Raw genomic sequence first — 22,298 nt, 5'->3', positions numbered from 1 at the left:
CACGGACGTTCGATCTTGCCCTGGCAAGCGTCAAGAAAGCGTCAAGAGTTAGGTAAGGTAACGAAGTAACCGGAGAACCAAGGGGAGGAACCGCCGCTGAACGTTCACCACCTCAACCAGCTCCTGCTCGTCTGCTCCGTCGTCCTTCTCGTCGCCGTGGCGGCCGTCCGGATCTCCTCGCGCAGCGGGCTCCCCAGCCTGCTCGTCTACCTGGGGATCGGCGTCGTCATGGGCCAGGACGGCCTGGGTCACGTGGGCTTCAACAGCGCGGCCCTGACCCAGGTCATCGGGTACGCGGCCCTGGTCGTGATCCTCGCCGAGGGCGGTCTCGGCACGAAGTGGAAGGAGATCCGGCCGGTCCTGCCGTCGGCGTCCGTGCTGGCCCTGCTGGGGGTGGGCATCAGCGTCGGCGTCACGGCGGCGGGCGCGCACTACCTGGTGGGCCTGGACTGGCGGATGGCGCTGATCATCGGCGCCGTGGTGTCGTCGACGGACGCGGCGGCGGTCTTCTCGGTGCTGCGGCGCATCCCGCTGCCCGCGCGCGTGACGGGCACGCTGGAGGCCGAGTCCGGCTTCAACGACGCCCCGGTGGTCATCCTGGTCGTCGCCTTCGCCGCGGCCGGCCCGGTCGAGCACTGGTACGTGCTGGTGGGCGAGATAGCCCTGGAACTGGCCATCGGCGCCGCCGTGGGCCTCGCGGTGGGCTGGTTCGGCGCCTGGGGCCTGCGGCACGTCGCGCTGCCCGCCTCCGGTCTCTATCCGATCGCCGTCATGGCCATCGCGGTCACGGCCTACGCGGCCGGCGCGCTGGCCCACGGCAGCGGCTTCCTCGCCGTCTACCTGGCCTCGATGATCCTCGGCAACGCGCGGCTCCCGCACTGGCCGGCCACCCGCGGTTTCGCCGAGGGGCTCGGCTGGATCGCCCAGATCGGCATGTTCGTCCTGCTCGGTCTGCTCGTCACCCCGCACGACCTGGGCGACGACATCTGGCCGGCGCTGGTCATCGGGCTGGTGCTGACCATGGTGGCCCGCCCGCTGAGCGTGGTGCTGAGCCTCGCCCCGTTCCGGGTGCCGTGGCAGGAGCAGGTGCTGATGTCGTGGGCGGGGCTGCGCGGCGCCGTGCCCATCATCCTGGCGACCATCCCGATGGTGACCGGCGTCGCGGGCAGCCGCCGCATCTTCAACATCGTCTTCGTGCTGGTCGTCGTCTACACCCTGATCCAGGGCCCCACCCTGCCCTGGCTGGCGCGCAAGCTGCGCCTGGGCGAGCAGGGCGAGGCCTCCGACCTCGGCATCGAGTCGGCGCCCCTGGAGCGGCTGCGCGGCCATCTGCTGTCGCTCGCGGTCGCCGAGGGCTCCCGGATGCACGGCGTGGAGGTGAGCGAGCTGCGGATGCCGCCGGGCGCCGCCGTCACGCTCGTCGTCCGCGAGGGCAAGTCGTTCGTCCCGCTGCCCACGACCGTGCTGCGGCACGGTGACGAGCTCCTCGTGGTCGCCACCGACCCGGTGCGCGACGCCGCGGAACGGCGGCTGCGCGCGGTCACGCAGGGCGGCAAGCTGGCGGACTGGCTGGGCACGGACGGGTCCGGGGCGGGCGGCTCCCGCTGAGTGCGGGTTCCGTATCGGTTCACACCGCCACCGATCCCAGGCGACAAGCCCGGGTGGTGCGCGTTTTCACAGGCCGGACGGGCGGTGATCCCTGTAGGATGAAGGCGCACCCTGATCGAACCAACTCTGCCTGACGCAGAGCTGGCGCGACCGTATGGCGGCCGGGTCGCCCCCACCCATCGTGGGCGCCGGTATCTACCGCAGTTCCGCGCAAGAGGACAGCTCTCGGCGCCCGGACCCGCACGGGACCCGCGCTACCAGGCGGCAGAAAGGCACGGGCCGTGGGACCCACGGTCACCACCACCGACCCGGAGAAGACCTCGCCGGCGCCGCCCCGCCCCGGATACGGACAGCTGCTGCGCACCCGCGGCGCCTGGACGTTCCTGCTCCCCGGCTTCGCGGCGCGCCAGCCGTTCGCGATGCTCACGATCTCCATCGTGCTGCTGGTGCAGCACACCACCGGCTCGTACGGCGCCGCCGGCGCCGCCGCGGCCGCCACCGGCGTCTCCATGGCGCTGTTCGCCCCCTACAGCGGCCGCCTCGCCGACCGCTACGGACAGCGCGCCGTCCTCATCCCCGGTGTCCTGGTGCACGCGCTGTCGGGCCTGACCCTGACGGCGCTCGCGCTGGCGCACGCGCCCCTGTGGGCGCTGTTCGCGGCGGCCGTGCCGACCGGCGCCTCGGTGCCGCAGGTCGGCCCCATGGTGCGCGCCCGCTGGGGCGTGAAGCTCCAGGGCTCCCCGCTGATGTCCACCGCGGCGGCGTTCGAGTCCGTCACGGACGAGCTGACCTTCGTCTTCGGGCCGCTGCTCGCGACCGCGCTGTGCACCGCCGTGACCCCCTCCGCCGGCCTGGTCGCGGAGGCGGCGCTGACCCTGGTCGGCGGCCTGCTCTTCGCCGCGAGCCGGAGCACGCAGCCATCGGTGGGCGCCGGGAGCGGGCACGCGCGCGTACGGCACGAATCCGCCCTGCGCGTGCCCGGCGTGCGCGTGCTGGTCGTGACCTTCCTGGGCATCGGCTCGGTCTTCGGCGGCATGCAGGTCTCGCTGGCCGCCTTCACCGAGTCGATCGGCGAGCCCGGCATGAACGGCGTCCTGTACGGCGTCTTCGCCGCGGGCAACATGCTCTCCGGCATCGTCTGCGGCGCGATCGCCTGGAAGGCCGCGCCGCAGCGCCGCCTGGTCCTCGGCTACGCCGCGCTCGCGCTGACCGCGTCCGCGCTGTGGACGGCGCACTCGGCGCTGCCGCTGGCCGGTCTCGGACTGCTGGTCGGCATGTGCATCGCACCGGCCCTGATCACCGGTTACACGCTGGTCGAGGGCCTGGTCCCGGCCGAGTCCCGGACCGAGGCGTTCACCTGGCTGACCGGCGCGGTCGCGCTCGGCCAGGCCGCGGCGGTCACGGTCGCCGGCCAGCTGGAGGACCGGCTGTGGGACGGCGCCGGGTTCCTGGTGCCGATGGCCGGCACGGTGCTCGCGCTGATCACCCTGGTGGTCCTGCGTTCGCGGCTGGCCACCCGGCCGCAGAGCCTTACGGTCGCACGTGGCGTCGGTCACCGAGTCCCCGTCACGGTGGACTGATCCCGGGGAATACGTCACTATGGACTGTCGTTAGCACTCATCGAGTGAGAGTGCCAGGAGGAAGACAGTGCCGACCTACCAGTACCAGTGCACCGAGTGCGGCGAGGGCCTCGAGGCGGTGCAGAAGTTCACCGACGACGCGCTGACCGAGTGCCCCGCCTGTGGTGGCCGCCTGAAGAAGGTGTTCTCCGCGGTCGGCATCGTCTTCAAGGGCTCCGGCTTCTACCGCAACGATTCCCGCGGCTCCTCGTCGAGCAGCAGCCCGGCGTCGAAGTCGTCCTCGTCGTCGGCCGGCTCCTCGTCCGACGCGAAGCCGGCCTCGTCGGCGTCCTCGTCGACGTCGTCGTCCGGCTCCACCAGCAGCTCCGCGGCCTGAGCACCCACTCCCCGAGCCCTGCCGTCCAGTGACGGCGGGGCCTTCGGCGTGCCCGGACACCGGGTCTCCCGCCCCGCCGCGGGCGGCTAATCTGCTCGTCATGGCGAACGCAGAGATCGGCGTAATCGGCGGCTCGGGCTTCTACTCCTTCCTCGAGGACGTGACCGAGGTCCAGGTGGACACCCCCTACGGGCAGCCCAGCGACTCCCTCTTCCTCGGTGAGCTGGCCGGCCGGCGGGTCGCCTTCCTGCCCCGGCACGGCCGCGGCCACCACCTGCCGCCGCACCGCATCAACTACCGGGCCAACCTCTGGGCCCTGCGCTCGGTCGGCGTCCGCCAGGTGCTCGGACCCTGCGCGGTGGGCGGGCTGCGCCCCGAGTACGGACCGGGCACCCTGCTGGTGCCGGACCAGTTCGTCGACCGTACGAAGTCCAGGACGCAGACCTACTTCGACGGGCTGCCGCTGCCCGACGGCACCGTGCCCAACGTGGTGCACGTGTCCATGGCCGACCCGTACTGCCCCGCCGGGCGCGCCGCCGCGCTCAAGGCGGCACGCGGCCGGGACTGGGAACCGGTGGACGGCGGCACGCTGGTCGTGGTGGAGGGGCCGCGCTTCTCGACCCGGGCCGAGTCGCTGTGGCACCGGGCGCAGGGCTGGTCGGTGGTGGGCATGACCGGTCATCCCGAGGCGGCGCTCGCCCGTGAACTGGAGCTCTGCTACACCTCGCTGACCCTGGTCACCGACCTGGACGCGGGTGCGGAGAGCGGTGAGGGCGTCTCGCACGAGGAGGTGCTCGAGGTGTTCGCGGCCAACGTCGACCGGCTGCGGGAAGTGCTGTTCGACGCGGTGGCGGCGCTGCCGGAGACCGGAGTGCGGGACTGTCTGTGCGTGAACGCGCTGGGCGGTATGGACCCGGGCTTCGAACTGCCGTGAGCTGACGGCGGTGCCCGGCGCTGGACGGTGCGGCCGCGCTGACGGTGCCCGGCGCTGACGATGCCGGCCGCGCTGGACGGTGCCGGCGCCGATCACCCGTGCGGGTGGGCGAGTTGTCCACAGTCCGCCGTCCGTCCACCGGCGCCGGCAGGGTCCGGCGCGAGGCGTCATCGTGGCACCGCAAGCCGATTCCCTCGTCGCCGGCGGTGATCCCCATGGCTCTGGCCTCGTCCTACCCAGCTCCTTGCGCCCCCTCTCCCCTGTCCCCGCCCTCCCCGGCCCCGCCGCCGGCCGTCCGGATGCCCCGCCCGCTGGGCACCGACGCCCCGGCGACTCGTGAGGTGCCGCCCTTCGCCCCGGTGCGGGTGGGCGGCGGGCGGTGCGGGCTGGAGCGGCTGGTGCGGCGCCGCGGGCGGGCCCTGGCGGCCGGGCTCGTCGTGACCGCGGCGGCGCTGGTGGCGGCGGGTCCGCGGACCGCGGGCGAGCCGCACCGGGTCGACCGGGCCCGTGGGCATCCGGTCACCCGTTCCGTACCGGCCTCCCGCGCGCCGGATCCGGTGACGGCACCGGTGCGGATCGCCGACGCCGCGACCGTGCGGCTGCTGCGGCCCGGCGACCGGGTGGACGTCATCGCCGCCGGGGACACGTCGGCCGGGGGCGCCGCCCGGGTGCTCGTGCGGGGGGTCCGGGTGACCGAGGTGCCCGAGCCCCTGGCGGAAGCGGCCGAGAACGGGGCCCTGGTCGTGTTGTCGGTGCCGCGGTCCGCCGCTGCGGGGCTGGTCGGCGCGAGCGCCACGGCGCGGCTGGCGGTGACGCTGTGCTGAGCCGTGCGACCCGTTGTGCCTTCAGTCGGTTCTTCCCACATTGGGACAAGCTGCGGAATTGGACATGGGGACCCCACCGTGCCGTAGGTTGCGGAGCGTTTCGTTCCGCGCCCTGTGCACGTGAGGAGTGCCCCCGAGGTGATCGAGAAGAAGGAACCCACCGTCTGGCAGGGCTTCAAGGCCTTCCTGATGCGCGGGAACGTCGTCGACCTCGCGGTCGCGGTGGTGATCGGCGCCGCGTTCACGAACATCGTCAACGCGGTGGTGAGGGGGCTCATCAACCCGCTGGTCGGGGCGATCGGCACGAAGAACCTCGATCACTACAGCTCCTGCCTGAAGGCACCGTGCGTGGTGAACGCGGACGGGTCGGTGAGAAGCGGTGTGCCGATCATGTGGGGCTCGGTCGCCGGGGCGACGCTCAGCTTCCTGATCACCGCGGCGGTGGTCTACTTCCTCATGGTCCTGCCGATGGCGAAGTACCTGGCACGGCAGGAGGCCCGCAAGAAGGCGCGCGAGGGCACGCAGGAGGTCATCGACGTGACCGAGCTGGAGGTGCTCAAGGAGATCCGCGACACGCTGGTCGCGCAGCGCTCGGCGGGGCGCGACGTGCGCTAGCGGCGCCTTACAGGGCGACTTGGACGGCGGCGGGGCACTGCCCGCAGCCGCGGACGGCCGGGCCGCCGGGGGATCAGATGTGGTGCGGAGGCTTCTCGTCGAGGAAGCGCCTCAGGTCGGCGGCGCTGTCGCCGTCGGTGCGCTCCCCCCACCCGCGGTCGGTGTCGTCCGAGCTCTGCCGGCTCAGCGGGTCGTCGAAGATCAGCGCGGCCTTGGGCTCGCGCTCCTCAGGCTCGGGGGTGCTGCTCATGCCTCAAGGGTACGGCCCCGATCCGCCGCCCTCCCCCGCTCGTGACTCCGTTCACAAGCTTCCGTCCCCGATTTCTGCTGTCCTGGGAGACATGATGCCGAGCTCCGCTCCACCGCCCGCTCCACCGGGCGCACGGCAGCCCCAGGGGCTGCTGCGCCGGCTCACCGCGCGCGGGCGCGAAGAGGCCCACCGGGTCTCCTCTCCGCTGGAGCTCCTCTTCGACCTGTGCTTCGTCGTGGCCATCGCCCAGGCGGGCGCCCAGCTCGTGCACACGGGGACCGCGGGGCACGTGGCCGAGGGGATCGTGAACTACGCGACGGTCTTCTTCGCCATCTGGTGGGCCTGGATGAACTTCTCCTGGTTCGCCTCGGCGTACGACAACGACGACGCGCTCTACCGGGTCGTCACCCTGGGGCAGATCGCCGGTGTGCTGGTGCTGGCCGCGGGCGTCGCCCCGGCGTTCGAGCGCCACGACTACCTGGTGGTCTGGCTGGGCTATGCGATCATGCGGCTCGCGATGACCGCGCAGTGGCTGAGGGCGGCCGGGGCGGCCGAGGGCGCGGAGCGGACCACGGCGCTCAGATACGCGGGCGGTGTGCTGCTGTGCCAGGTCGGCTGGCTCGGACTGGTGCTGCTGCCCGAACCCGCCCGGCTCTGGGTGTTCCTGGTGATGGCCGTCGCGGAGCTGTGCGTGCCGGTCTACGCGGAGAAGGACCACGGGACGCCCTGGCACGCGCACCACATCGCCGAGCGCTACGGCCTGTTCACGATCATCGTGCTGGGCGAGACGGTCGCGGCGGCCACGGTCGCCGTCAAGTCGGCGGTGGACGAGCACGACGCGCTGGGTGAACTGCTGCCCATCGCGGCGGGCGGCCTGCTGATCGTCTTCTCCGCGTGGTGGATCTACTTCGCGGTGCCCATCCACGGCCATCTGCGCTCCAGCGCCCAGGCGTTCCTGTGGGGCTACGGCCACTACCTGATCTTCGCCTCGGCCGCCGCGATCGGCGCCGGTCTCGAGGTGGCGGTGGAGCAGACGGTCGGCAAGGCGCACATCTCGACGCTGTCCGCCTCGGCGGCCGTGACGCTGCCGACCGCGCTGTACCTGCTGACGGTGTGGGCGCTGCACGCGCGGCACTTCAAGGCCGGCATCAGCCAGCAGCTGGTGCTCCCGGTCACGGCGCTGCTGGTGATCTGCTGCACCTTCCTGGGCGAGTGGGCGGTGCTCGCGGCGGGGCTGGTGTCCGCGGCCTCGGTGGCGGCCGGGGTGACCCTGACGGCCCGCCACGCCTCCCGCGCGCGGGAGGCGGGCGCCACCGCCCCGGCCGCCTGACCCCGCCGCGCCCGGGCCCGCCCGGCCTGCGGCCGCACCCGGGCCGGGGTGGGACACACTGGCCCGCATGACAGTCGACGCTCTGACGGATGTCGCCGGACTGCGGGTGGGGCACGCCACCCGCGTCGGGGACGGCTGGCTCACCGGCACCACGGTCGTCCTCGCTCCCGAGGGCGGTGCCGTCGCCGCCGTGGACGTGCGCGGCGGCGGCCCCGGCACCAAGGAGACCGACGCCCTCGACCCGCGCAACATGGTGCAGCGGGTGGACGCCGTGGTGCTGACCGGCGGCAGCGCGTACGGGCTCGACGCGGCGTCCGGGGTGATGGCCTGGCTGGAGGAGCGGGGGCGCGGGGTGCCGGTGGGGGCGGATCCGGCGCACGTGGTGCCGGTGGTGCCCGCCGCCTGCGTCTTCGACCTGGGCCGGGGCGGGAACTTCCGGGCCCGTCCGGACGCGGCGACGGGGCGGGCGGCGGTGGAGGCCGCCGCGGCGAACGCTCCGGGCGCCCCGGTGGCACAGGGGTCGGTCGGGGCCGGTACCGGCGCCGTGGCGGGCGGGCTGAAGGGCGGGGTGGGCACCGCGAGCACGGTCCTGGACTCGGGCGTGACCGTGGCCGCGCTGGTGGTCGTGAACTCCGTGGGGTCCGTGGCCGATCCCGGAACGGGGGTGCTCTACGGGGAGTTGTTCCAGGGGCGGGTGGAGTACCCGGAGGCGCGGGTGCACGAGGCGGCACGCGGACGCCTCGCGGAGGCGGCGACGCGGAACGCTCCCGCGCCGCTCAACACGACGCTCGCGGTGGTCGCGACCGACGCGGACCTCACCAAGGCGCAGGCGCAGAAGCTGGCGGGCACCTCGCACGACGGCATCGCGCGGGCCGTGCGGCCGGTGCACCTGCTGCACGACGGCGACACGGTGTTCGCGCTGGCGACGGGCGCCCGCCCGCTCGGCGGGCGCCCGCTGGACCTGAACGGCGTCCTCGCGGCCGGCGCGGACGCGGTCACGCGCGCCATCGTCCGGGCCGTGCGCGCCGCCGAGCCGTTCTCGGGGCCGGGCGGAGCGTGGCCGTCGTACGGAGAGCTGTACGGCGGACGGCGGGCGCCGGGCGCCTAGGGCAGGTCCGGGAAGTGGCCTCGTCGCGCGAAGGTCGGCCGTGCCGGGCGTCGCGCGGCGGAGGCCACTGTCGCAGCAGGCCCTGGCGGGCGCGGCCGTGCCGGCGGCGGGGCCGCGCGAGCGTGACTTCCAGGTGCGGATTGTCGCGGTTTCGTCACCGGGTGACCTCAACGGGCGTCCGGCGGGAACCTCTCCGGCGCCGGTGAGCTCTTCTCCCACGCACTGCAACGGATCAAGCACATCACACGAACTGGGAGCAGCCCGTGACTAGGCCGGACATCGCAACGCGGCGCGTACTGGGGGCCTGTGCCGCCCTGATGGTCGGCGCCCTCACCCTGACGGCGTGCGGCGGCGACGCCAGCGCCGCCGGCGAGGACGGGAAGGACGGCAAGGGCCCGGCCACGACGTCGGCCGCCAGCATCGTGATCTCGGCCGAGGACGGCTCGACCGGCGCGTCCATCAACGCCACCGGCGTCAAGGTCAGCGACGGGCGGCTGACCGACGTGAAGATGACGGTGTCGGGGTCCGGCCAGGCGGTGCCGGGCGCGATCTCGGCGGACGGCCACACCTGGCAGCCGAAGCAGCAGCTCGAGCGCGGCACGAAGTACCGGATAGCGGCGACCGCCAAGGACGGCGACGGGCGCACGGCCGCGGCCAACTCCATCTTCACCACCGTCTCCTCGGCGAACAGCTTCATCGGCACCTACACGCCGGACAACGGCACCACGGTCGGTGCGGGCATGCCGGTGTCCTTCACCTTCGACAAGTCGATCACCGACCGCAAGGCGGTGCAGTCGCACATCACGGTCGCCTCCAGCAGCGGTCAGCAGGTCGTGGGCCACTGGTTCGGGGACCGCCGGCTGGACTTCCGGCCGCAGGAGTACTGGAAGGCCGGCTCCAAGGTCACGATGAGGATCGACCTGGACGGGGTGCGGGGCGCGAACGGCGTCTACGGCGTGCAGAAGAAGACGGTGACCTTCACCCTCGGGCGCTCACAGGTCTCGACGGTGGACGTCGGCACCCAGACCATGACGGTGGTGCGGGACGGCCGGACGGTCAAGACCCTCCCGATCTCGGCGGGCAGCCCGCAGCACACCACGTACAACGGGCAGATGGTGATCTCCGAGAAGTTCGTGCAGACCCGGATGAACGGCTCGACGGTCGGCTTCGGCGGGGAGTACGACATCTCGGACGTGCCGCACGCCATGCGGCTGACCTCGTCCGGCACGTTCATCCACGGCAACTACTGGTACAACAAGGGCAACCCGCCGTTCGGCCGGGAGGGCACCAGCCACGGCTGCGTGGGCCTCGCGGACGTGCAGGGCGCGCAGGGCGACACCACGGCCAAGTGGTTCTACGACAACTCGCTCGTCGGCGACGTCGTGATAGTGAAGAACTCCCCCGACAAGACGGTGGCGCCGGACAACGGCCTCAACGGCTGGAACCTGTCGTGGAGCGACTGGACCGCGGGAAGTGCCGCGTGACGGGCGGGTTTTGACGGTACGTGGGGCCGCGCGGGAACTTTTCGCGCGGCTTTCGCGTTTTCAAGACATACGTTTTCTCGGATCGGGGACAAGATGTCCGACCGAGGGGCTACGGTATGCACCCACTAGGTGACATGCAGCAACGCCGGGAGAAACCTTGAGCGTTCCGTACGAGACGGCAGCGTACGAACCAGCCGAGTCGCCCGAGTCTCCGGAGGAGCACCTCGCGCGGCTCCTCGGCCGCGCCCTGAACTCCTTCGAGCTGCCCGACGAGGTGCTCCGGCTGCTGGAATGCGCCCTGGCGCACGACAGCTCCCTGCACTCCGCCCACCACAGCGCGGGGCTGCACCGGGAGACCTACCGGCACACCTGGCTGCTCGCGGACGGCTCGGCGGTGACCCTGTGGGAACTCGTGCACAACACCGCGCCGGGCGGCGAGGCGCAGCACGAGGTCTACGTCGACGAGGAGGAGCTGCACACCGCCACCGGCCGGCTCACGCTCCCGCCGGAGGCGCCGGACTTCGAACTGCCCGTGGTGACGCAGCTGTCCGCGATACCCGAACCCCGGCCCGTGTACGCCCCGGACGACACGGCGGACCACGCGCGCCGGCTGCTGCGCCGCGCGGAGAACCCCGACCGGCCGGGAGCGGATGTGGCGGCCCTGCTGGCGACGGCGTCCGCGCACCAGATCACGCAGGCCTTCGGGCGCCCCGGCCGGGCCGGACGGGCGCAGCTGAGCTTCGCGCTGTACGAGCACGCGTTCCTGCTGCCCGACGGCGGCAAGGTCTCCCTGTGGGAGGTGGAGCACACGGCGACGCCGGACGGGCGGCACATGTGCGAGGTCTACCCGACTCAGGACGCGGCCCGGGACGCCATGGAGCGGCGGGCGGCCCGACAGGTCTGAGGCCCGCCGGCACCACGGGTCCGCGGCTTCCCGGCACGGAAGGCCCGGGCCCGGCGGTCCGGCCGCGCCGGCCTCCCTCAGCGGCCGCCGAGTCGCCGTACCAGGCCGGCGAAGGCGTCCTGTTCCTCCGGGGTCAGCTCGACGGACTCCCGGGAGGGCCCGGCCTGCGGCTGGTCCGGGAGGGCGGGGAGAGCCGGGACGACCGGGAGCACGGGGAGGGCGAAGGCCCGGCGCCGTTCGGCGGCTGCCTCGAAACGGAAGCGGCGCAGCAGGCGCATCACGATGACGGCCCAGACGACGCCCGCGGCGGTGAGGACGGCCGCGCCGGTCAGCTGGAGTGTCGAGGCGTGCTCAGGCATGTCCCCCAGTAGACACCACGGCCCGGGACTTCGGCCCCGGACCGTGACGTATCTCGCAGGTGCCGTGAACAACTCACAGCGCATCAAAGGGACAAGAGGTGCCCGCTCCCCGTCAGGCGGCGACCGCCTGCTTCCTCTCCCGGGCCGCCGTGGCGGGACCGGCGGCGGTGTCGTCGGCGGTGGTCCCGGGAACCGGCCGGCGCATGCCCTTGAGGACGACGACCAGGGCCGCGCTGACGCAGACGCCGGCCGCGACGGCGATCAGGTAGAAGAACGGGTTGCCGATCAGCGGGACCACGAAGATGCCGCCGTGCGGGGCGCGCAGGGTGGCGCCGAAGGTCATCGACAGCGCGCCGGTGAGCGCGCCGCCCACCATGGCGGACGGGATGACCCGCAGCGGGTCCGCCGCGGCGAACGGGATCGCTCCCTCGGAGATGAAGGAGGCGCCCAGCACCCAGGCGGCCTTGCCGTTCTCGCGCTCGGTCTGCGTGAAGAGCTTGCCGCGTACGGTCGTGGCCAGGGCCATCGCCAGCGGCGGGACCATGCCGGCGGCCATCACGGCGGCCATGATCTTCATCGCGGAGTCGCTCGGGTCGGCGACCGCGATGCCGGCCGTGGCGAAGGTGTAGGCCACCTTGTTCACCGGGCCGCCCAGGTCGAAGCACATCATCAGGCCGAGCAGCCCGCCGAGCAGGACGGCGTTGGTGCCGGTGAGGCCGGTCAGCCAGTCGGTCATGCCCTTCTGCGCGGAGGCGATGGGCTTGCCGATCACGACGAACATCAGGAATCCGACGATCGCCGAGGAGATCAGCGGGATCACCACCACCGGCATGATGCCGCGCAGTGCCGCGGGGATCCTGACCCGCTGGATCGCCATCACCACCCCGCCGGCGATCAGACCGGCCACGAGGCCGCCGAGGAAGCCCGCGTTGATCGTCAGCGCGATGGACCCGCCCACGAAGCCCGGCACGAGACCGGGGCGGTCGGCCATGCCGTAGGCGATGTAGCCGGCCAGGACCGGGACGAGGAAGGCGAAGGCCACGCCGCCGATCTGGAACAGCAGGGCGCCCCAGCTGTCGCCCTGGGTCCACACGAAGTGGTCCATCACCGAGGGCGCCTTGTTGATCTTGTAGCCGCCGATCGCGAAGCCGAGGGCGATCAGCAGACCGCCCGCGGCGACGAACGGGACCATGTAACTGACCCCGCTCATCAGCCACTTGCGGAGCTTGGTGCCGTAGCCCTCGCCCGAGTCACCGGTCCGCTCGACGGGCGTGCCCGCGGGGGCGGCCGAGGTGACCTCGCCGCGCGCGGCCTTGTGACGCACCTCGGTGATGAGTTCGCCGGGCCGGTTGATGCCCGCCTTCACCCCGACGTCGACGGTCGGCTTGCCCGCGAAGCGGTCCTTGTCGCGCACGGGGACGTCGTGCGCGAAGATCACGCCGTCCGCCGCCGCGATCACCGCCGGGTCCAGCCGGGTGAAGCCGGCCGAGCCCTGCGTCTCCACGACCACCTCGGCGCCCGCCTCGCGGCCCGCGTTCTCCAGCGACTCGGCCGCCATGTAGGTGTGGGCGATGCCGGTCGGGCAGGAGGTGACGGCGACGATGCGGAAGGGCCGCTGCCCGGCGGGCTCGTCCGGGACGGAACCCGTGCCGGGGGCGGATGCGGGTGCCGCGGCGGCCGCCGGGGCCGGCGCACCGGCGTCCGCCGGGGCCGGCGTGCTGCCCGCCGCGGCGCCGGAGGAGGCCGCCTCCGGCGCCGCGGCGGTGTCCTCGGGGGTCACGTCGCCCGGCGCCCGGTCACCGCGGATGAGCGCCGCCGCCGTGTCCGCGGCGCCCACCGACCGCAGCGCGTCGGTGAACTCGGCGTTCATGAGCTGCCGGGCCAGCGACGACAGGATCGTCAGATGGGCGTCGTCGGCGCCGGCCGGGGCGGCGATCAGGAAGATCAGGTCGGCGGGGCCGTCCGGCGCGCCGAAGTCGATGCCGGCGGCGCTGCGGCCGAAGGCGAGCGTCGGCTCGGTGACGTGGCCGCTGCGGCAGTGCGGGATGCCGATGCCGCCGTCGAGGCCGGTGGGCATCTGCGCCTCGCGGGCGGCCACGTCGGCGAGGAAGCCGTCCAGGTCGGTCACCCGGCCGAGGGCCACCATGCGCTCGGCGAGTGCGCGCGCCGCCGCTTCCTTGGTGTCGGCGGACAGGTCGAGGTCGACCAGGTCCGCGGTGATCATGTCGCTCATCGCGGGCTCCAATGCACGCGTATCGCCCGGGGAGTGGGGTGGGCGAGGGTGGGGACGGGGGTGCGGTCGGGGGAGGCTTCGGGACGGGTGGAGCGGGGGCCGGGCAGGCCGTGGCTCCGGGGGACCGCCGCGGCGGACGCCGGAGCGGCCTGCCGTTCGGGCCCGGTCGGGGCGGGGAGGTCCGGGTGGCTGGGCCGGGGGCTGCCGCCCAGGTGCCTGCCGCCGGGGCGGGTGCAGCGGAGCGTCAAGGCGGTCATGACACCGGCTCCGTGAGTTCGCGGTCGACGGGGACGTCGGCCGTGACCGTGACCGCCGCCGGGTCCAGGTCGGCGGGGGCCGGCATGACGCTGCCGGGGAGCTGCACGGCGGCGGCGCCGTGGGCGACTGCGGAGGCGAGGGCCCTCGGGCCGCTGCCGCCGGCGATCAGGAAACCGGCGAGGCAGGAGTCACCCGCGCCCACGTTGCTGCGGACGGAGCGTACCCGCGCGCTGCCGAACCAGGCGCCGGTGCCGTCCACCAGCAGCTGGCCGTCGGCGCCCAGGCTGGCGAGCACGGCGCCGGCGCCCATCCCGCGCAGTTCCTCGGCCGCCTTCAGGGCGTCGCCCACGGTCGCCAGGGGGCGCGCGACGGCTTCCGCGAGCTCCTCGGCGTTGGGCTTCACCACGTCGGGCCGGGCGCGCAGCGCCTCCTGCAGCGCGCGCCCCGAGGTGTCCAGGGCGATGCGAGCGCCCCCGGCGTGCGCCCGGGTGACGACATCGGCGTACCAGGAGGGCGCCAGCCCACGGGGGAGGCTGCCGCAGCACGCGATCCAGTCGGCGTCGCGCGACTGCTCGCGGACGGTGTCCAGGAGCAGTTCCTGCTCGGCGGGCGACAGGTCGGGGCCCGGTGCGTTGATCTTGGTCAGCACTCCGTCCGCCTCGGCCAGCGCGATGTTGGAACGAGTGGCCCCGGCGACCGGCACCGGCGCGACCTCGATGCCCTGGGCGTCGAGCAGTTCGGCGACCAGCGCGCCCGGCGCACCGCCCAGGGGCAGGACGGCGACCGTGCGCCGGCCGGCGGCCGCCACGGCGCGCGAGACGTTGACGCCCTTGCCGCCGGGGTCCATGCGCTCACCGGTGGCGCGGATGACGTCGCCGCGTTCCAGGGAGGGCACCTCGTAGGTGCGGTCGAGGGACGGGTTGGGGGTGACGGTGAGGATCATGCGCGCACTACTTCCGTGCCGCCGCGCTCGATGACGCCGGCGTCTTCTTGGCTCAGCCCGCTGTCGGTGATCAGCAGGTCCACGTCGCTCAGGCCGCCGAAGCGGGCGAAGTGCTCCTGGCCGTGCTTGGCGGAGTCGGCGAGGAGGACCACGCGGCGCGCGGCGGCGACGGCCGCGCGCTTGACCGCGGCCTCGGCGAGGTCGGGGGTGGTCAGTCCGTGCTCGGCGGAGAATCCGTTGGCGGCGACGAACAGCACGTCGGCGCGGATCTCCCCGTACGCGCGCAGCGCCCAGGCGTCCACGGCGGCCCGCGTACGGTGCCGCACCCGGCCGCCGACCAGGTGGAGCTGGATGCCGGGGTGGTCGGCCAGGCGGGCGGCGATGGGCAGGCTGTGCGTGACGACGGTGAGGGCGGACTCCAGCGGGATCGCGGCGGCCACGCGTGCCACCGTCGTGCCGGCGTCGAGGATCACCGTGCCCTCGGCGGGCAGTTCGGCGAGGGCCGCCTTGGCGATGCGGTCCTTCTCGCCGGCGGCGGTCGACTCGCGCTCGGTGAGATCGGGCTCGAAGTCGAGGCGGCCCACGGGAATGGCTCCGCCGTGCACGCGGCGGACGAGGCCGGCCCGGTCGAGCGCCTTCAGATCGCGGCGGATCGTCTCCGCCGTCACCTGGAACTCCTCGGCCAGCGACAGCACGTCCACCCGGCCGCCGTCGCGCGCGAGGCGGAGGATCTCCTGCTGCCGCTCCGGTGCGTACATGCCCGTTTGCCTCCACCTCATGCCCGAACGTGTGGTTTCAATTTGAGGCTACGCCCGGTTTTCAGCAAAGTAAACAAGTTCGGGCGGCAATCGGGCACGAACGGACTTCTGCGCGAGGTCCGGCCCACGCCGGCCGGGGGCCGCACGCCGGGTAGGGGGCCGCACCCCTGGCAGGAGCCGCACCCCTGCCAGGGACCGCCAGGCAGGGACCGCACGGTGAAGGGCCCGGCGCCTGGTCGGTGCCGGGCCCTTCCTCGCCGCCGCGGCTCAGGCCACCAGCTCGCGCTCCTTCTCCCCCACCGCGGCGGCGGCCCCTTCCACGTGCTGCGCCGGACGCTTCGGCAGGGCGGACATCAGCAGGAAGATCGCGCCCAGGATCCCGGCGACCCACCACAGGGCGTGCTGGAAACCGTGTACGAAGGCGGGGCCCACCTGGGCGGGGGTCAGCCGGTCGCCGATCACCCCGAAGAAGACGACCGACACCAGGCCAAGGCCGAGCGCGTTGCCCATCTGCTGCACGGTGTTGATCAGGCCGGAGGCGGACCCGGCGTGCTCCCGCGGCACCTCGGAGAGCACCGCGTCCGTCAGCGGGGCGACGATCAGGCCCATGCCCGCGCCCATCACGACCAGCGGCAGGGCCATCTGCCAGGAGGCGATGGCGAGGCCGTAGCGGTGCGACTCCCAGATGTAGAGGAGCACACCCACGGCCATCACCAGCGCGCCGGCCCGCAGCACCTCCCGGCCGAACCGCGGGACCAGCTTCTGCACCGACACCCCCGCCGCCGTGGACACCGCGAGCGAGAACGGCACACCGGTCAGGCCCGCCCGCAGCGGGCTCCAGCCCAGGCCCCTCTGCATGTAGAGCGTCCAGACCAGGAAGAAGATGCCGAGCGCGACACCGAAGACGGTCTGCACGGCGATGCCGGCGGCGAAGCTCTTCACCCGGAACAGCGACAGCTCGATCAGGGGCGAGCCGTCACGGGCCGCCTTGCGCCGCTCGTAGGCCACCAGCGCCGCGAAGACGCCGACCGCCCCGGCCATGCACGCGTAACCCCACAGCGGCCAGCCCAGCTCACGGCCGCGGGTCAGCGGGTAGAGCAGCATCAGCAGGCCGAGGGTCACCAGCGCGACGCCGACGAGGTCCAGCTTCAGTGCCTTCGGCGCCCGCGACTCGGTGATGAAGCGGCGGCCCAGGAGGAGGGCGGCGACGCCGACCGGCAGGTTGATCAGGAAGATCGGCCGCCACTGGAGGCCGAACAGGTTCCACTCCGTCAGCAGGGCGCCGAGCAGCGGGCCGGAGACCGCGCCCAGACCGACGATCGCGCCGAACAGGCCGAAGACCTTGCCGCGTTCACGGGCGGGGAAGGTGGCGTGCACGATCGACAGGACCTGCGGGACCATCAGGGCCGCCATGCCGCCCTGCAGGATGCGGGAGGCGACCAGCATCTCCGGACCGGCGGCGAAGCCGCACAGGGCGGAGGCCAGGGTGAAGCCGCCGATGCCGATCAGGAACAGCCGCCTGCGGCCGTGGATGTCGCCGAGCCGGCCGCCGGTGATCAGTCCGGCCGCGAAGGCCAGGGCGTAGCCCGCCGTTATCCACTGGATCTGGCCGAACGAGGCTCCCGCGTCCTGCTGGATCGAGGGGATGGCGATGTTGACGATCGTGACGTCGACCAGGTCCATGAAGGCCGCCGTCATCACGATCGCGAGCGCGTACCAGCGGCGGCGGTCGGCCGGGGCCGGGCGGACCGGGGCCTGCCCGGCACCGAGGGTCTGTTCCGTGGTGGTCATGCGGCCAAGCTAGGACCCCAGTAGGTCAGATCGTGTCCTAGTTCTGCGGCATCCTCACAGGCATGACGACGGACACACCGGCCCGGCTCCTCCAGCTCCTGTCCCTGCTGCAGACGCCGCGCGAGTGGCCCGGCGGTGAGCTGGCGGACCGGCTGAACGTGTCCCGCCGGACCGTGCGGCGGGACATCGACCGGTTGCGGGAACTGGGCTATCCGGTGCGGGCCACGAAGGGCGCCGACGGCGGGTACCGGCTGGTCGCGGGCAAGGCCATGCCGCCGCTGGTGCTGGACGACGAGGAGGCGGTGGCGATCGCGGTCGGGCTGCGGGCGGGGGCCGGACACGCGGTGGAGGGGGTGGACGAGGCGTCGGTGCGGGCGCTGGCGAAGCTGGAGCAGGTGCTGCCGGCCCGGCTGCGCCACCGGGTGTCCACGCTGCAGGCCGCCACGACGCCGCTGACCAGCGGGGACGGGCCGAGCATCGCGCCGGGGACGCTGACCGTGATGGCGTCGACGGTCGCGGGGCGGGAGCGGCTGCGGTTCGCCTACCGGGACAAGGAGGGCGGCGAGTCGCATCGGCTGACGGAGCCGCACCGGCTGGTGTCGACGGGGCGGCGGTGGTACCTCGTCGCGTACGACCTCGGGCGGGACGACTGGCGGACGTTCCGGGTGGACCGGGTACGGGAGCCGTTCGCCACCGGAGCGCGGTTCACTCCGCGGGAGTTGCCGGAGGGGGACGCGGCGGAGTACCTGCGGCGGTCGATCCGGCGGACCCAGGACACCTACGCCTTCGAGGTGCGGTTCGCCGGGGCGGCGCAGGAGGTGGCAGCGCGGCTGCCGGAGTGGGCCGGGGTGCCGGAGGCGGACGACGGCGGGGGGTGTGTGGTGCGGGGGACGAGCGGGGAGCCGGTGGAGTGGCTGGCGCTACGGCTGGCTATGGCGGGGTGCGAGTTCGCGGTCCGGGGGCCGGAGGAACTCGTTGCTTGTGTACGGGAGTTGGGCGGGCGGTTGAGCCGGGCGGGGGCGGGGTGAGCGGGGTCCCTCTGCTGGTGGGGCCGTGCCCGGTGTCACGTCGGGTTCTCGGGCCAGGCGTAGTTCTCCAGGGCCGTCAGGTTCTGGAGGGCCAGGGTCGCCGGGCCGTCGGGGCCGGTGGGCGCGGAGGTGGTGGCGGCCCAGGACTCGACGGCCACGCGGATCGCCGCCCCGGCCACCGCCGCCGTGAGACGGAGATGCGCGGGGATCGCCGTCGGCTGGGCAACGTTGTCCCCGGCGGCTCGCACGGGCCCCGCTGATCCCGTGGGCCCCGCGGACCCCGCGGCTCCAGCAGGCCCTGTGGCTCCGGCAGGCCCTGTGGCTCCGGCGGACCCCGTGGCCCCCGTGCGCGACAGCCGTTCCGCCAGTGTCTGCGCCAGCGCGTACTCGGACGTCCGGCAGACCTCGGCCCAGACCTTTCCGAGGGCGGGGCTCGCGTCGGCCAGGTGGATGAGGGTGCGGACCCACTCCCACGAGGCCTCCGAGAGCCCCTTGCCGGGGCCGAGGGTGTGCTCGACCGCGTGGCGGATCGCCTCCGGCAGCGACAGGCCGGCCGGGGCGTCCCGCACCGCCTCGATGCACAGTTCGGCGCCCGCGGCGTACAACGGCGCCACCGCCTCCTCCTTGGAGGCGAAGTACCGGTAGAAGGTGCGCGGCGCGATGCCCGCGGCCTGGGCGATGTCCTCCGCGCGGGTGGCGCGCAGACCCTGGCGCACGAAGAGCGCGGCCGCCGCGCGGGCGATCTCCATGCGCGTCTCCGCCTTGCGTCGCTCGGTCAGAGACATGGGGGCGGTGGCGGAAACAGGCTGGTGGGCGGTGTTACCGGTGTTACTGGGGGTGCTCACCTCGGCAGGCTATGCCGGTGTGGCAGAATCTGCCATTCGAGCGGGCCACCCCGGGGTTCAGGTACGGGGTGGCCCGCCGATCCAGCACGAAGCCGGGCCCCGGCGCCTGGGGGGGGGAGGCGCCGGAGCCCGGCTCTGGAATGTTCCGACGCCGGGGGGGATGACGTCGGAACGTGGCTCACTGGATTGACGCGGTGAGTACGGTGCTGCCTGTCACGTGCTCGTCGTGCGACATGTGGGGGTGGATACTGCGCTGGGAGTGCGGTCCCTCGGTCCTCGCGTCCGACTCCTGGGCCCGCAAGGGTTTTTCCCTCCGGCCCCGGAGTTGAAGCGACGGTACCGCGCCATGTTTGCGCCGTCTTTCGCCACCGGACGCGCGGTCGTACGCCGGCCGGTCAGGCCGCCGCGTCGAACCCGGTGTCACGGGCGAGCTTCTTCAGTTCGAGCAGCGCGTGCTTCTCGATCTGCCGGATGCGTTCGCGGGTCAGGCCGTGCTCCTTGCCGACCTCGGTCAGCGTGCGCTCGCGGCCGTCATCGATGCCGTACCGCATCTTGATGATGGAGGCCGTGCGCTGGTCCAGGCGGCCGATCAGGTCGTCCAGTTCCTCGCTGCGCAGGAGCGTGAGGACCGACTGCTCCGGGGAGACCGCCGAGGTGTCCTCCAGCAGGTCGCCGAACTGGGTCTCGCCCTGGTCGTCCACCGGCATGTTCAGGGAGACCGGGTCACGGGACCAGTCGAGCACGTCGGTCACGCGCTCCGGCGTCGAACCCAGCTCGGCGGCGATCTCCGCGGGCTCCGGCTCGCGCCCGTGCTCGCGGTTGAACTCGCGCTGGACACGGCGGATGCGGCCCAGCTCCTCCACCAGGTGGACGGGGAGCCGGATCGTGCGGGACTGGTCGGCGATGGAACGGGTGATGGCCTGCCGGATCCACCAGGTGGCGTAGGTCGAGAACTTGAAGCCCTTGCGGTAGTCGAACTTCTCGACGGCGCGCACCAGGCCGGCGTTGCCCTCCTGGATCAGGTCGAGCAGCGGCAGGCCGCTGCGCGGGTAGCGCCGGGCCACCGCCACGACCAGGCGGAGGTTGGACCGGATGAAGACGTCCTTGGCCCGCTCACCGGCGTCGACCAGGGCCTGCAGTTCCTCGCGGGTGGCGTCCGACTTCGACTCCTCCTCGCCGTCGAGGACCTGCCGTGCGAACACACCCGCCTCGATGGTCTGGGACAGCTCGACCTCCTTGGCGGCGTCGAGCAGCGGCGTACGCGCGATCTCGTCGAGGTACATGCCGACCAGGTCGCGATCGGCGATCTCGCCGGCGTGGGCGCGAACACTGCCTGCCGAGTCGGCCGTCTCGCCGGTGGCGGACTTACGACGGGCGACGGCACGGGTTGCCATGCGTGCTCCCTTGCGATGGTGGGCTGGCGGGTGGTCCTTGAACGCTCGGCATCGAACGGATATGTCTCGGATCTGTCTCCTGGGACTCTCCTCGAGTGCCCTGCATCCGAGGGAAACAACGACTGGAATCCGGACAGAATTCCCAACCCACCCCTCAATTTTTCTGATCATGCAGTACCCTGTCGGCCACACGGGGAGGCGTGATGCCGTCGGCACACAAAGAGGTGCAGGTCAGGCCGGGGGTCGAGGAGGATCTCGACGTCCTCACGGAGATCTACAACCACTACGTGCGTGAGACGGCCATCACATTCGACACGGCGGTCTTCACCGCGGAAGAGCGCCGCCCTTGGCTGCTCTCCCACCCGGTAGACGGTCCGTACCGCCTGATGGTTGCCACGGCGGCGGGCTCACAGCGAATTCTGGGGTACGCCACATCCAGCCCTTACCGCGCGAAGCCCGCGTACTCCACGTCGGTGGAGACCACCGTGTACGTCGCCCCGGACGCCGGCCGCCGCGGCGTCGGCACCCTGCTCTACGGCGCCCTCTTCCAGGCGCTCGACGGTGAGGATCTGCACCGCGCCTACGCCGGCATCGCGCAGCCGAACGAGGCCTCGCGGCGGCTGCACGCCCGCTTCGGCTTCCGGCACGTCGGAACCTACCGGGAGGTGGGCCGCAAGTTCGGCCGCTACTGGGACGTGGCCTGGTACGAGAAGGACCTCGGCCAGGCCGTTCCCGGCTCCTCGTAGCTCCTGCGCGCGCTCACCCGAACTGCAGCGACCTCTTGGCCAGCCCCATCCAGAACCCGTCGATCACCGACTTCTGGGCGTCGAGCTCGCCGCCCGCCTCGGCTGCACCCATGGTGACGAAGAGCGGGGCGAAGTGCTCGGTGCGCGGGTGGGCGTAGCGGCCGGCCGGGGCCTTGTGGAGGAAGTCCAGCAGGGTGTCCCAGTCCCGGCTCTCCAGGGCGCGGCGGCCCCAGTCGTCGAACTCGGCGGACCAGGTCGGCACGCCGGCGCCGACGTGCCGCAGGGCCGCCAGGTTGTGGGTGAAGAAGCCGGAGCCGACGATCAGCACGCCCTCGTCGCGCAGCGGGGCGAGCTTGCGGCCGATGTCCATCAGGCGGACCGGGTCGAGGGTCGGCATGGAGATCTGCAGGACCGGGATGTCGGCGGCCGGGAACATCTCGACGAGCGGCACGTAGGCGCCGTGGTCGAGGCCGCGGTCGGGGATGTCCTGGACGGGGATGCCGGGGGCGCGCAGCAGCTTGCGCACGGATTCGGCCAGTTCCGGCGCGCCGGGGGCGGCGTACCTGACCTGGTAGTAGTGCTCGGGGAAGCCCCAGAAGTCGTAGACGAGGGGGACGGTCTCGACGGCGCCGAGGGCGAGCGGGGCCTCCTCCCAGTGGGCGGAGACCATGAGGATCGCCTTGGGGCGCGGCAGACCGGCCGACCAGGCGGCGAGCTGGCCCGGCCACACGGGGTCGTCGGCGAGCGGCGGGGCGCCGTGGCTGAGGTACAGGGCGGGCATGCGCTCCCGCCCGGCAGCGGACGTCTCCTGCGGTGCGGCGGACATGGCGGCGGCTCCCGGTACTCGGTCCCTGTGAGACGCACCGCGCAGGGTGCTTTAAGTCTCAAGCTTTACGAGTACAGCGTACGACCGACTTGTTCAAGTTTCAA

The 22,298-nt window shown here is 73.0% G+C and carries 22 protein-coding genes; 12 read left to right on the top strand and 10 right to left on the bottom strand.

Annotated features, from left to right (window positions below):
- Positions 1-96: 96 nt before the first annotated feature.
- The 6 genes from ACFQ9Z_RS31080 (at position 97) to mscL (ending at position 5,937) form a co-directional block, all read left to right on the top strand.
- Positions 97-1,608 (top strand): potassium/proton antiporter, encoded by a 1,512-nt coding sequence (locus ACFQ9Z_RS31080; protein ID WP_383027151.1) that lies wholly within the window; start codon positions 97-99, stop codon positions 1,606-1,608.
- A 281-nt stretch (positions 1,609-1,889) separates the two neighbouring features.
- Positions 1,890-3,188, top strand: a complete 1,299-nt coding sequence (locus ACFQ9Z_RS31075) for an MFS transporter (RefSeq protein ID WP_383026656.1) — start codon at positions 1,890-1,892, stop codon at positions 3,186-3,188.
- Positions 3,189-3,255: 67 nt separating this feature from the next.
- Positions 3,256-3,564 carry an FmdB family zinc ribbon protein gene (locus ACFQ9Z_RS31070; RefSeq protein WP_383026653.1) on the top strand — a complete coding sequence of 103 codons (309 nt, stop codon included), beginning with the start codon at positions 3,256-3,258 and terminating at the stop codon, positions 3,562-3,564.
- A gap of 100 nt (positions 3,565-3,664) precedes the next feature.
- The gene (locus ACFQ9Z_RS31065; RefSeq protein ID WP_383026650.1) at positions 3,665-4,498 is read left to right on the top strand and encodes an S-methyl-5'-thioadenosine phosphorylase; all 834 of its coding nucleotides are present in this window, start codon (positions 3,665-3,667) and stop codon (positions 4,496-4,498) included.
- A 299-nt stretch (positions 4,499-4,797) separates the two neighbouring features.
- Positions 4,798-5,322 (top strand): hypothetical protein, encoded by a 525-nt coding sequence (locus ACFQ9Z_RS31060; protein ID WP_383026645.1) that lies wholly within the window; start codon positions 4,798-4,800, stop codon positions 5,320-5,322.
- A gap of 138 nt (positions 5,323-5,460) precedes the next feature.
- Positions 5,461-5,937, top strand: coding sequence for a large conductance mechanosensitive channel protein MscL (gene mscL, locus ACFQ9Z_RS31055; protein WP_383026643.1), 477 nt, complete (start codon positions 5,461-5,463; stop codon positions 5,935-5,937).
- A 73-nt stretch (positions 5,938-6,010) separates the two neighbouring features.
- On the opposite strand, the gene ACFQ9Z_RS31050 is transcribed toward mscL, so the two are convergent.
- Positions 6,011-6,187: a hypothetical protein gene (locus ACFQ9Z_RS31050; protein WP_383026639.1), complete on the bottom strand. Its 177-nt coding sequence runs from the start codon at positions 6,185-6,187 to the stop codon at positions 6,011-6,013.
- A gap of 91 nt (positions 6,188-6,278) precedes the next feature.
- Between ACFQ9Z_RS31050 and ACFQ9Z_RS31045 the strand changes: the two genes are divergently transcribed.
- The 4 genes from ACFQ9Z_RS31045 (at position 6,279) to ACFQ9Z_RS31030 (ending at position 11,013) form a co-directional block, all read left to right on the top strand.
- Positions 6,279-7,517, top strand: a complete 1,239-nt coding sequence (locus ACFQ9Z_RS31045; RefSeq protein WP_383026636.1) for a low temperature requirement protein A — start codon at positions 6,279-6,281, stop codon at positions 7,515-7,517.
- A gap of 67 nt (positions 7,518-7,584) precedes the next feature.
- A complete protein-coding gene (locus tag ACFQ9Z_RS31040) occupies positions 7,585-8,625 on the top strand; it encodes a P1 family peptidase (RefSeq protein WP_383026633.1) in 1,041 nt (346 codons plus the stop codon).
- Positions 8,626-8,888: 263 nt separating this feature from the next.
- On the top strand, positions 8,889-10,109 hold the full coding sequence (locus ACFQ9Z_RS31035) for an Ig-like domain-containing protein (protein ID WP_383026630.1): 1,221 nt from the start codon (positions 8,889-8,891) through the stop codon (positions 10,107-10,109).
- A gap of 157 nt (positions 10,110-10,266) precedes the next feature.
- Positions 10,267-11,013: a DUF6227 family protein gene (locus ACFQ9Z_RS31030; protein ID WP_383026627.1), complete on the top strand. Its 747-nt coding sequence runs from the start codon at positions 10,267-10,269 to the stop codon at positions 11,011-11,013.
- A gap of 77 nt (positions 11,014-11,090) precedes the next feature.
- Here the strand turns inward: ACFQ9Z_RS31030 and ACFQ9Z_RS31025 are convergent, their stop codons facing one another.
- The 6 genes from ACFQ9Z_RS31025 to ACFQ9Z_RS31000 form a co-directional block, all read right to left on the bottom strand.
- Positions 11,091-11,372: a hypothetical protein gene (locus ACFQ9Z_RS31025; protein ID WP_383026624.1), complete on the bottom strand. Its 282-nt coding sequence runs from the start codon at positions 11,370-11,372 to the stop codon at positions 11,091-11,093.
- Between the two features lie 112 nt (positions 11,373-11,484).
- Positions 11,485-13,605, bottom strand: a complete 2,121-nt coding sequence (locus ACFQ9Z_RS31020) for a fructose-specific PTS transporter subunit EIIC (protein ID WP_383026621.1) — start codon at positions 13,603-13,605, stop codon at positions 11,485-11,487.
- Entirely contained in the window at positions 13,602-13,862 is a 261-nt protein-coding gene (locus ACFQ9Z_RS31015; protein ID WP_383026618.1) for a hypothetical protein, read from the bottom strand. The genes ACFQ9Z_RS31020 and ACFQ9Z_RS31015 overlap by 4 nt, the downstream gene beginning before the upstream one ends.
- The gene (pfkB, locus tag ACFQ9Z_RS31010; RefSeq protein WP_383026615.1) at positions 13,859-14,806 is read right to left on the bottom strand and encodes a 1-phosphofructokinase; all 948 of its coding nucleotides are present in this window, start codon (positions 14,804-14,806) and stop codon (positions 13,859-13,861) included. Before pfkB ends, ACFQ9Z_RS31015 begins: the two co-directional genes overlap by 4 nt.
- Positions 14,803-15,564, bottom strand: a complete 762-nt coding sequence (locus tag ACFQ9Z_RS31005) for a DeoR/GlpR family DNA-binding transcription regulator (protein ID WP_383026612.1) — start codon at positions 15,562-15,564, stop codon at positions 14,803-14,805. The genes pfkB and ACFQ9Z_RS31005 overlap by 4 nt, the downstream gene beginning before the upstream one ends.
- Positions 15,565-15,831: 267 nt before the next feature.
- Positions 15,832-17,355 (bottom strand): MFS transporter, encoded by a 1,524-nt coding sequence (locus tag ACFQ9Z_RS31000; protein ID WP_383026609.1) that lies wholly within the window; start codon positions 17,353-17,355, stop codon positions 15,832-15,834.
- 62 nt (positions 17,356-17,417) lie between these two features.
- Between ACFQ9Z_RS31000 and ACFQ9Z_RS30995 the strand changes: the two genes are divergently transcribed.
- Positions 17,418-18,383: a helix-turn-helix transcriptional regulator gene (locus ACFQ9Z_RS30995; RefSeq protein ID WP_383026605.1), complete on the top strand. Its 966-nt coding sequence runs from the start codon at positions 17,418-17,420 to the stop codon at positions 18,381-18,383.
- Between the two features lie 35 nt (positions 18,384-18,418).
- On the opposite strand, the gene ACFQ9Z_RS30990 is transcribed toward ACFQ9Z_RS30995, so the two are convergent.
- Together ACFQ9Z_RS30990 and ACFQ9Z_RS30985 are read right to left on the bottom strand one after the other, a co-directional pair.
- Positions 18,419-19,132 (bottom strand): TetR/AcrR family transcriptional regulator, encoded by a 714-nt coding sequence (locus ACFQ9Z_RS30990; protein WP_383027148.1) that lies wholly within the window; start codon positions 19,130-19,132, stop codon positions 18,419-18,421.
- Between the two features lie 491 nt (positions 19,133-19,623).
- Complete coding sequence (locus ACFQ9Z_RS30985; RefSeq protein ID WP_383026603.1) at positions 19,624-20,622, bottom strand: RNA polymerase sigma factor RpoD/SigA; 999 nt, start codon at positions 20,620-20,622, stop codon at positions 19,624-19,626.
- Between the two features lie 203 nt (positions 20,623-20,825).
- On the opposite strand from ACFQ9Z_RS30985, the gene ACFQ9Z_RS30980 reads away from it, so the two are divergent.
- Positions 20,826-21,368 (top strand): GNAT family N-acetyltransferase, encoded by a 543-nt coding sequence (locus ACFQ9Z_RS30980; RefSeq protein WP_383026600.1) that lies wholly within the window; start codon positions 20,826-20,828, stop codon positions 21,366-21,368.
- Positions 21,369-21,381: 13 nt separating this feature from the next.
- Here ACFQ9Z_RS30980 and ACFQ9Z_RS30975 read toward each other — a convergent pair whose 3' ends face one another.
- The gene (locus ACFQ9Z_RS30975) at positions 21,382-22,194 is read right to left on the bottom strand and encodes a dioxygenase (RefSeq protein WP_383026596.1); all 813 of its coding nucleotides are present in this window, start codon (positions 22,192-22,194) and stop codon (positions 21,382-21,384) included.
- Positions 22,195-22,298: the final 104 nt, after the last annotated feature.

Source organism: Streptomyces sp. NPDC056580 (assembly GCF_042793175.1).
Classification (GTDB): Bacteria; Actinomycetota; Actinomycetes; order Streptomycetales; family Streptomycetaceae; genus Streptomyces.
This window is presented reverse-complemented; position numbering and strand designations above follow the sequence as displayed.

What these genes read in the sequence shown, in the direction of transcription:
- ACFQ9Z_RS31065 (WP_383026650.1), top strand. Translation starts at nt 3,665, where the DNA reads ATGGCGAACGCAGAGATCGGCGTAATCGGCGGCTCGGGCTTCTACTCC.
- ACFQ9Z_RS31060 (WP_383026645.1), top strand. Translation starts at nt 4,798, where the DNA reads ATGCCCCGCCCGCTGGGCACCGACGCCCCGGCGACTCGTGAGGTGCCG.
- ACFQ9Z_RS31050 (WP_383026639.1), bottom strand. Translation starts at nt 6,187, where the DNA reads ATGAGCAGCACCCCCGAGCCTGAGGAGCGCGAGCCCAAGGCCGCGCTG.
- ACFQ9Z_RS31045 (WP_383026636.1), top strand. Translation starts at nt 6,279, where the DNA reads ATGATGCCGAGCTCCGCTCCACCGCCCGCTCCACCGGGCGCACGGCAG.
- ACFQ9Z_RS31040 (WP_383026633.1), top strand. Translation starts at nt 7,585, where the DNA reads ATGACAGTCGACGCTCTGACGGATGTCGCCGGACTGCGGGTGGGGCAC.
- ACFQ9Z_RS31025 (WP_383026624.1), bottom strand. Translation starts at nt 11,372, where the DNA reads ATGCCTGAGCACGCCTCGACACTCCAGCTGACCGGCGCGGCCGTCCTC.
- ACFQ9Z_RS31020 (WP_383026621.1), bottom strand. Translation starts at nt 13,605, where the DNA reads ATGAGCGACATGATCACCGCGGACCTGGTCGACCTCGACCTGTCCGCC.
- ACFQ9Z_RS31015 (WP_383026618.1), bottom strand. Translation starts at nt 13,862, where the DNA reads ATGACCGCCTTGACGCTCCGCTGCACCCGCCCCGGCGGCAGGCACCTG.
- pfkB (WP_383026615.1), bottom strand. Translation starts at nt 14,806, where the DNA reads ATGATCCTCACCGTCACCCCCAACCCGTCCCTCGACCGCACCTACGAG.
- ACFQ9Z_RS31005 (WP_383026612.1), bottom strand. Translation starts at nt 15,564, where the DNA reads ATGTACGCACCGGAGCGGCAGCAGGAGATCCTCCGCCTCGCGCGCGAC.
- ACFQ9Z_RS31000 (WP_383026609.1), bottom strand. Translation starts at nt 17,355, where the DNA reads ATGACCACCACGGAACAGACCCTCGGTGCCGGGCAGGCCCCGGTCCGC.
- ACFQ9Z_RS30995 (WP_383026605.1), top strand. Translation starts at nt 17,418, where the DNA reads ATGACGACGGACACACCGGCCCGGCTCCTCCAGCTCCTGTCCCTGCTG.
- ACFQ9Z_RS30990 (WP_383027148.1), bottom strand. Translation starts at nt 19,132, where the DNA reads ATGGAGATCGCCCGCGCGGCGGCCGCGCTCTTCGTGCGCCAGGGTCTG.
- ACFQ9Z_RS30985 (WP_383026603.1), bottom strand. Translation starts at nt 20,622, where the DNA reads ATGGCAACCCGTGCCGTCGCCCGTCGTAAGTCCGCCACCGGCGAGACG.
- ACFQ9Z_RS30980 (WP_383026600.1), top strand. Translation starts at nt 20,826, where the DNA reads ATGCCGTCGGCACACAAAGAGGTGCAGGTCAGGCCGGGGGTCGAGGAG.
- ACFQ9Z_RS30975 (WP_383026596.1), bottom strand. Translation starts at nt 22,194, where the DNA reads ATGTCCGCCGCACCGCAGGAGACGTCCGCTGCCGGGCGGGAGCGCATG.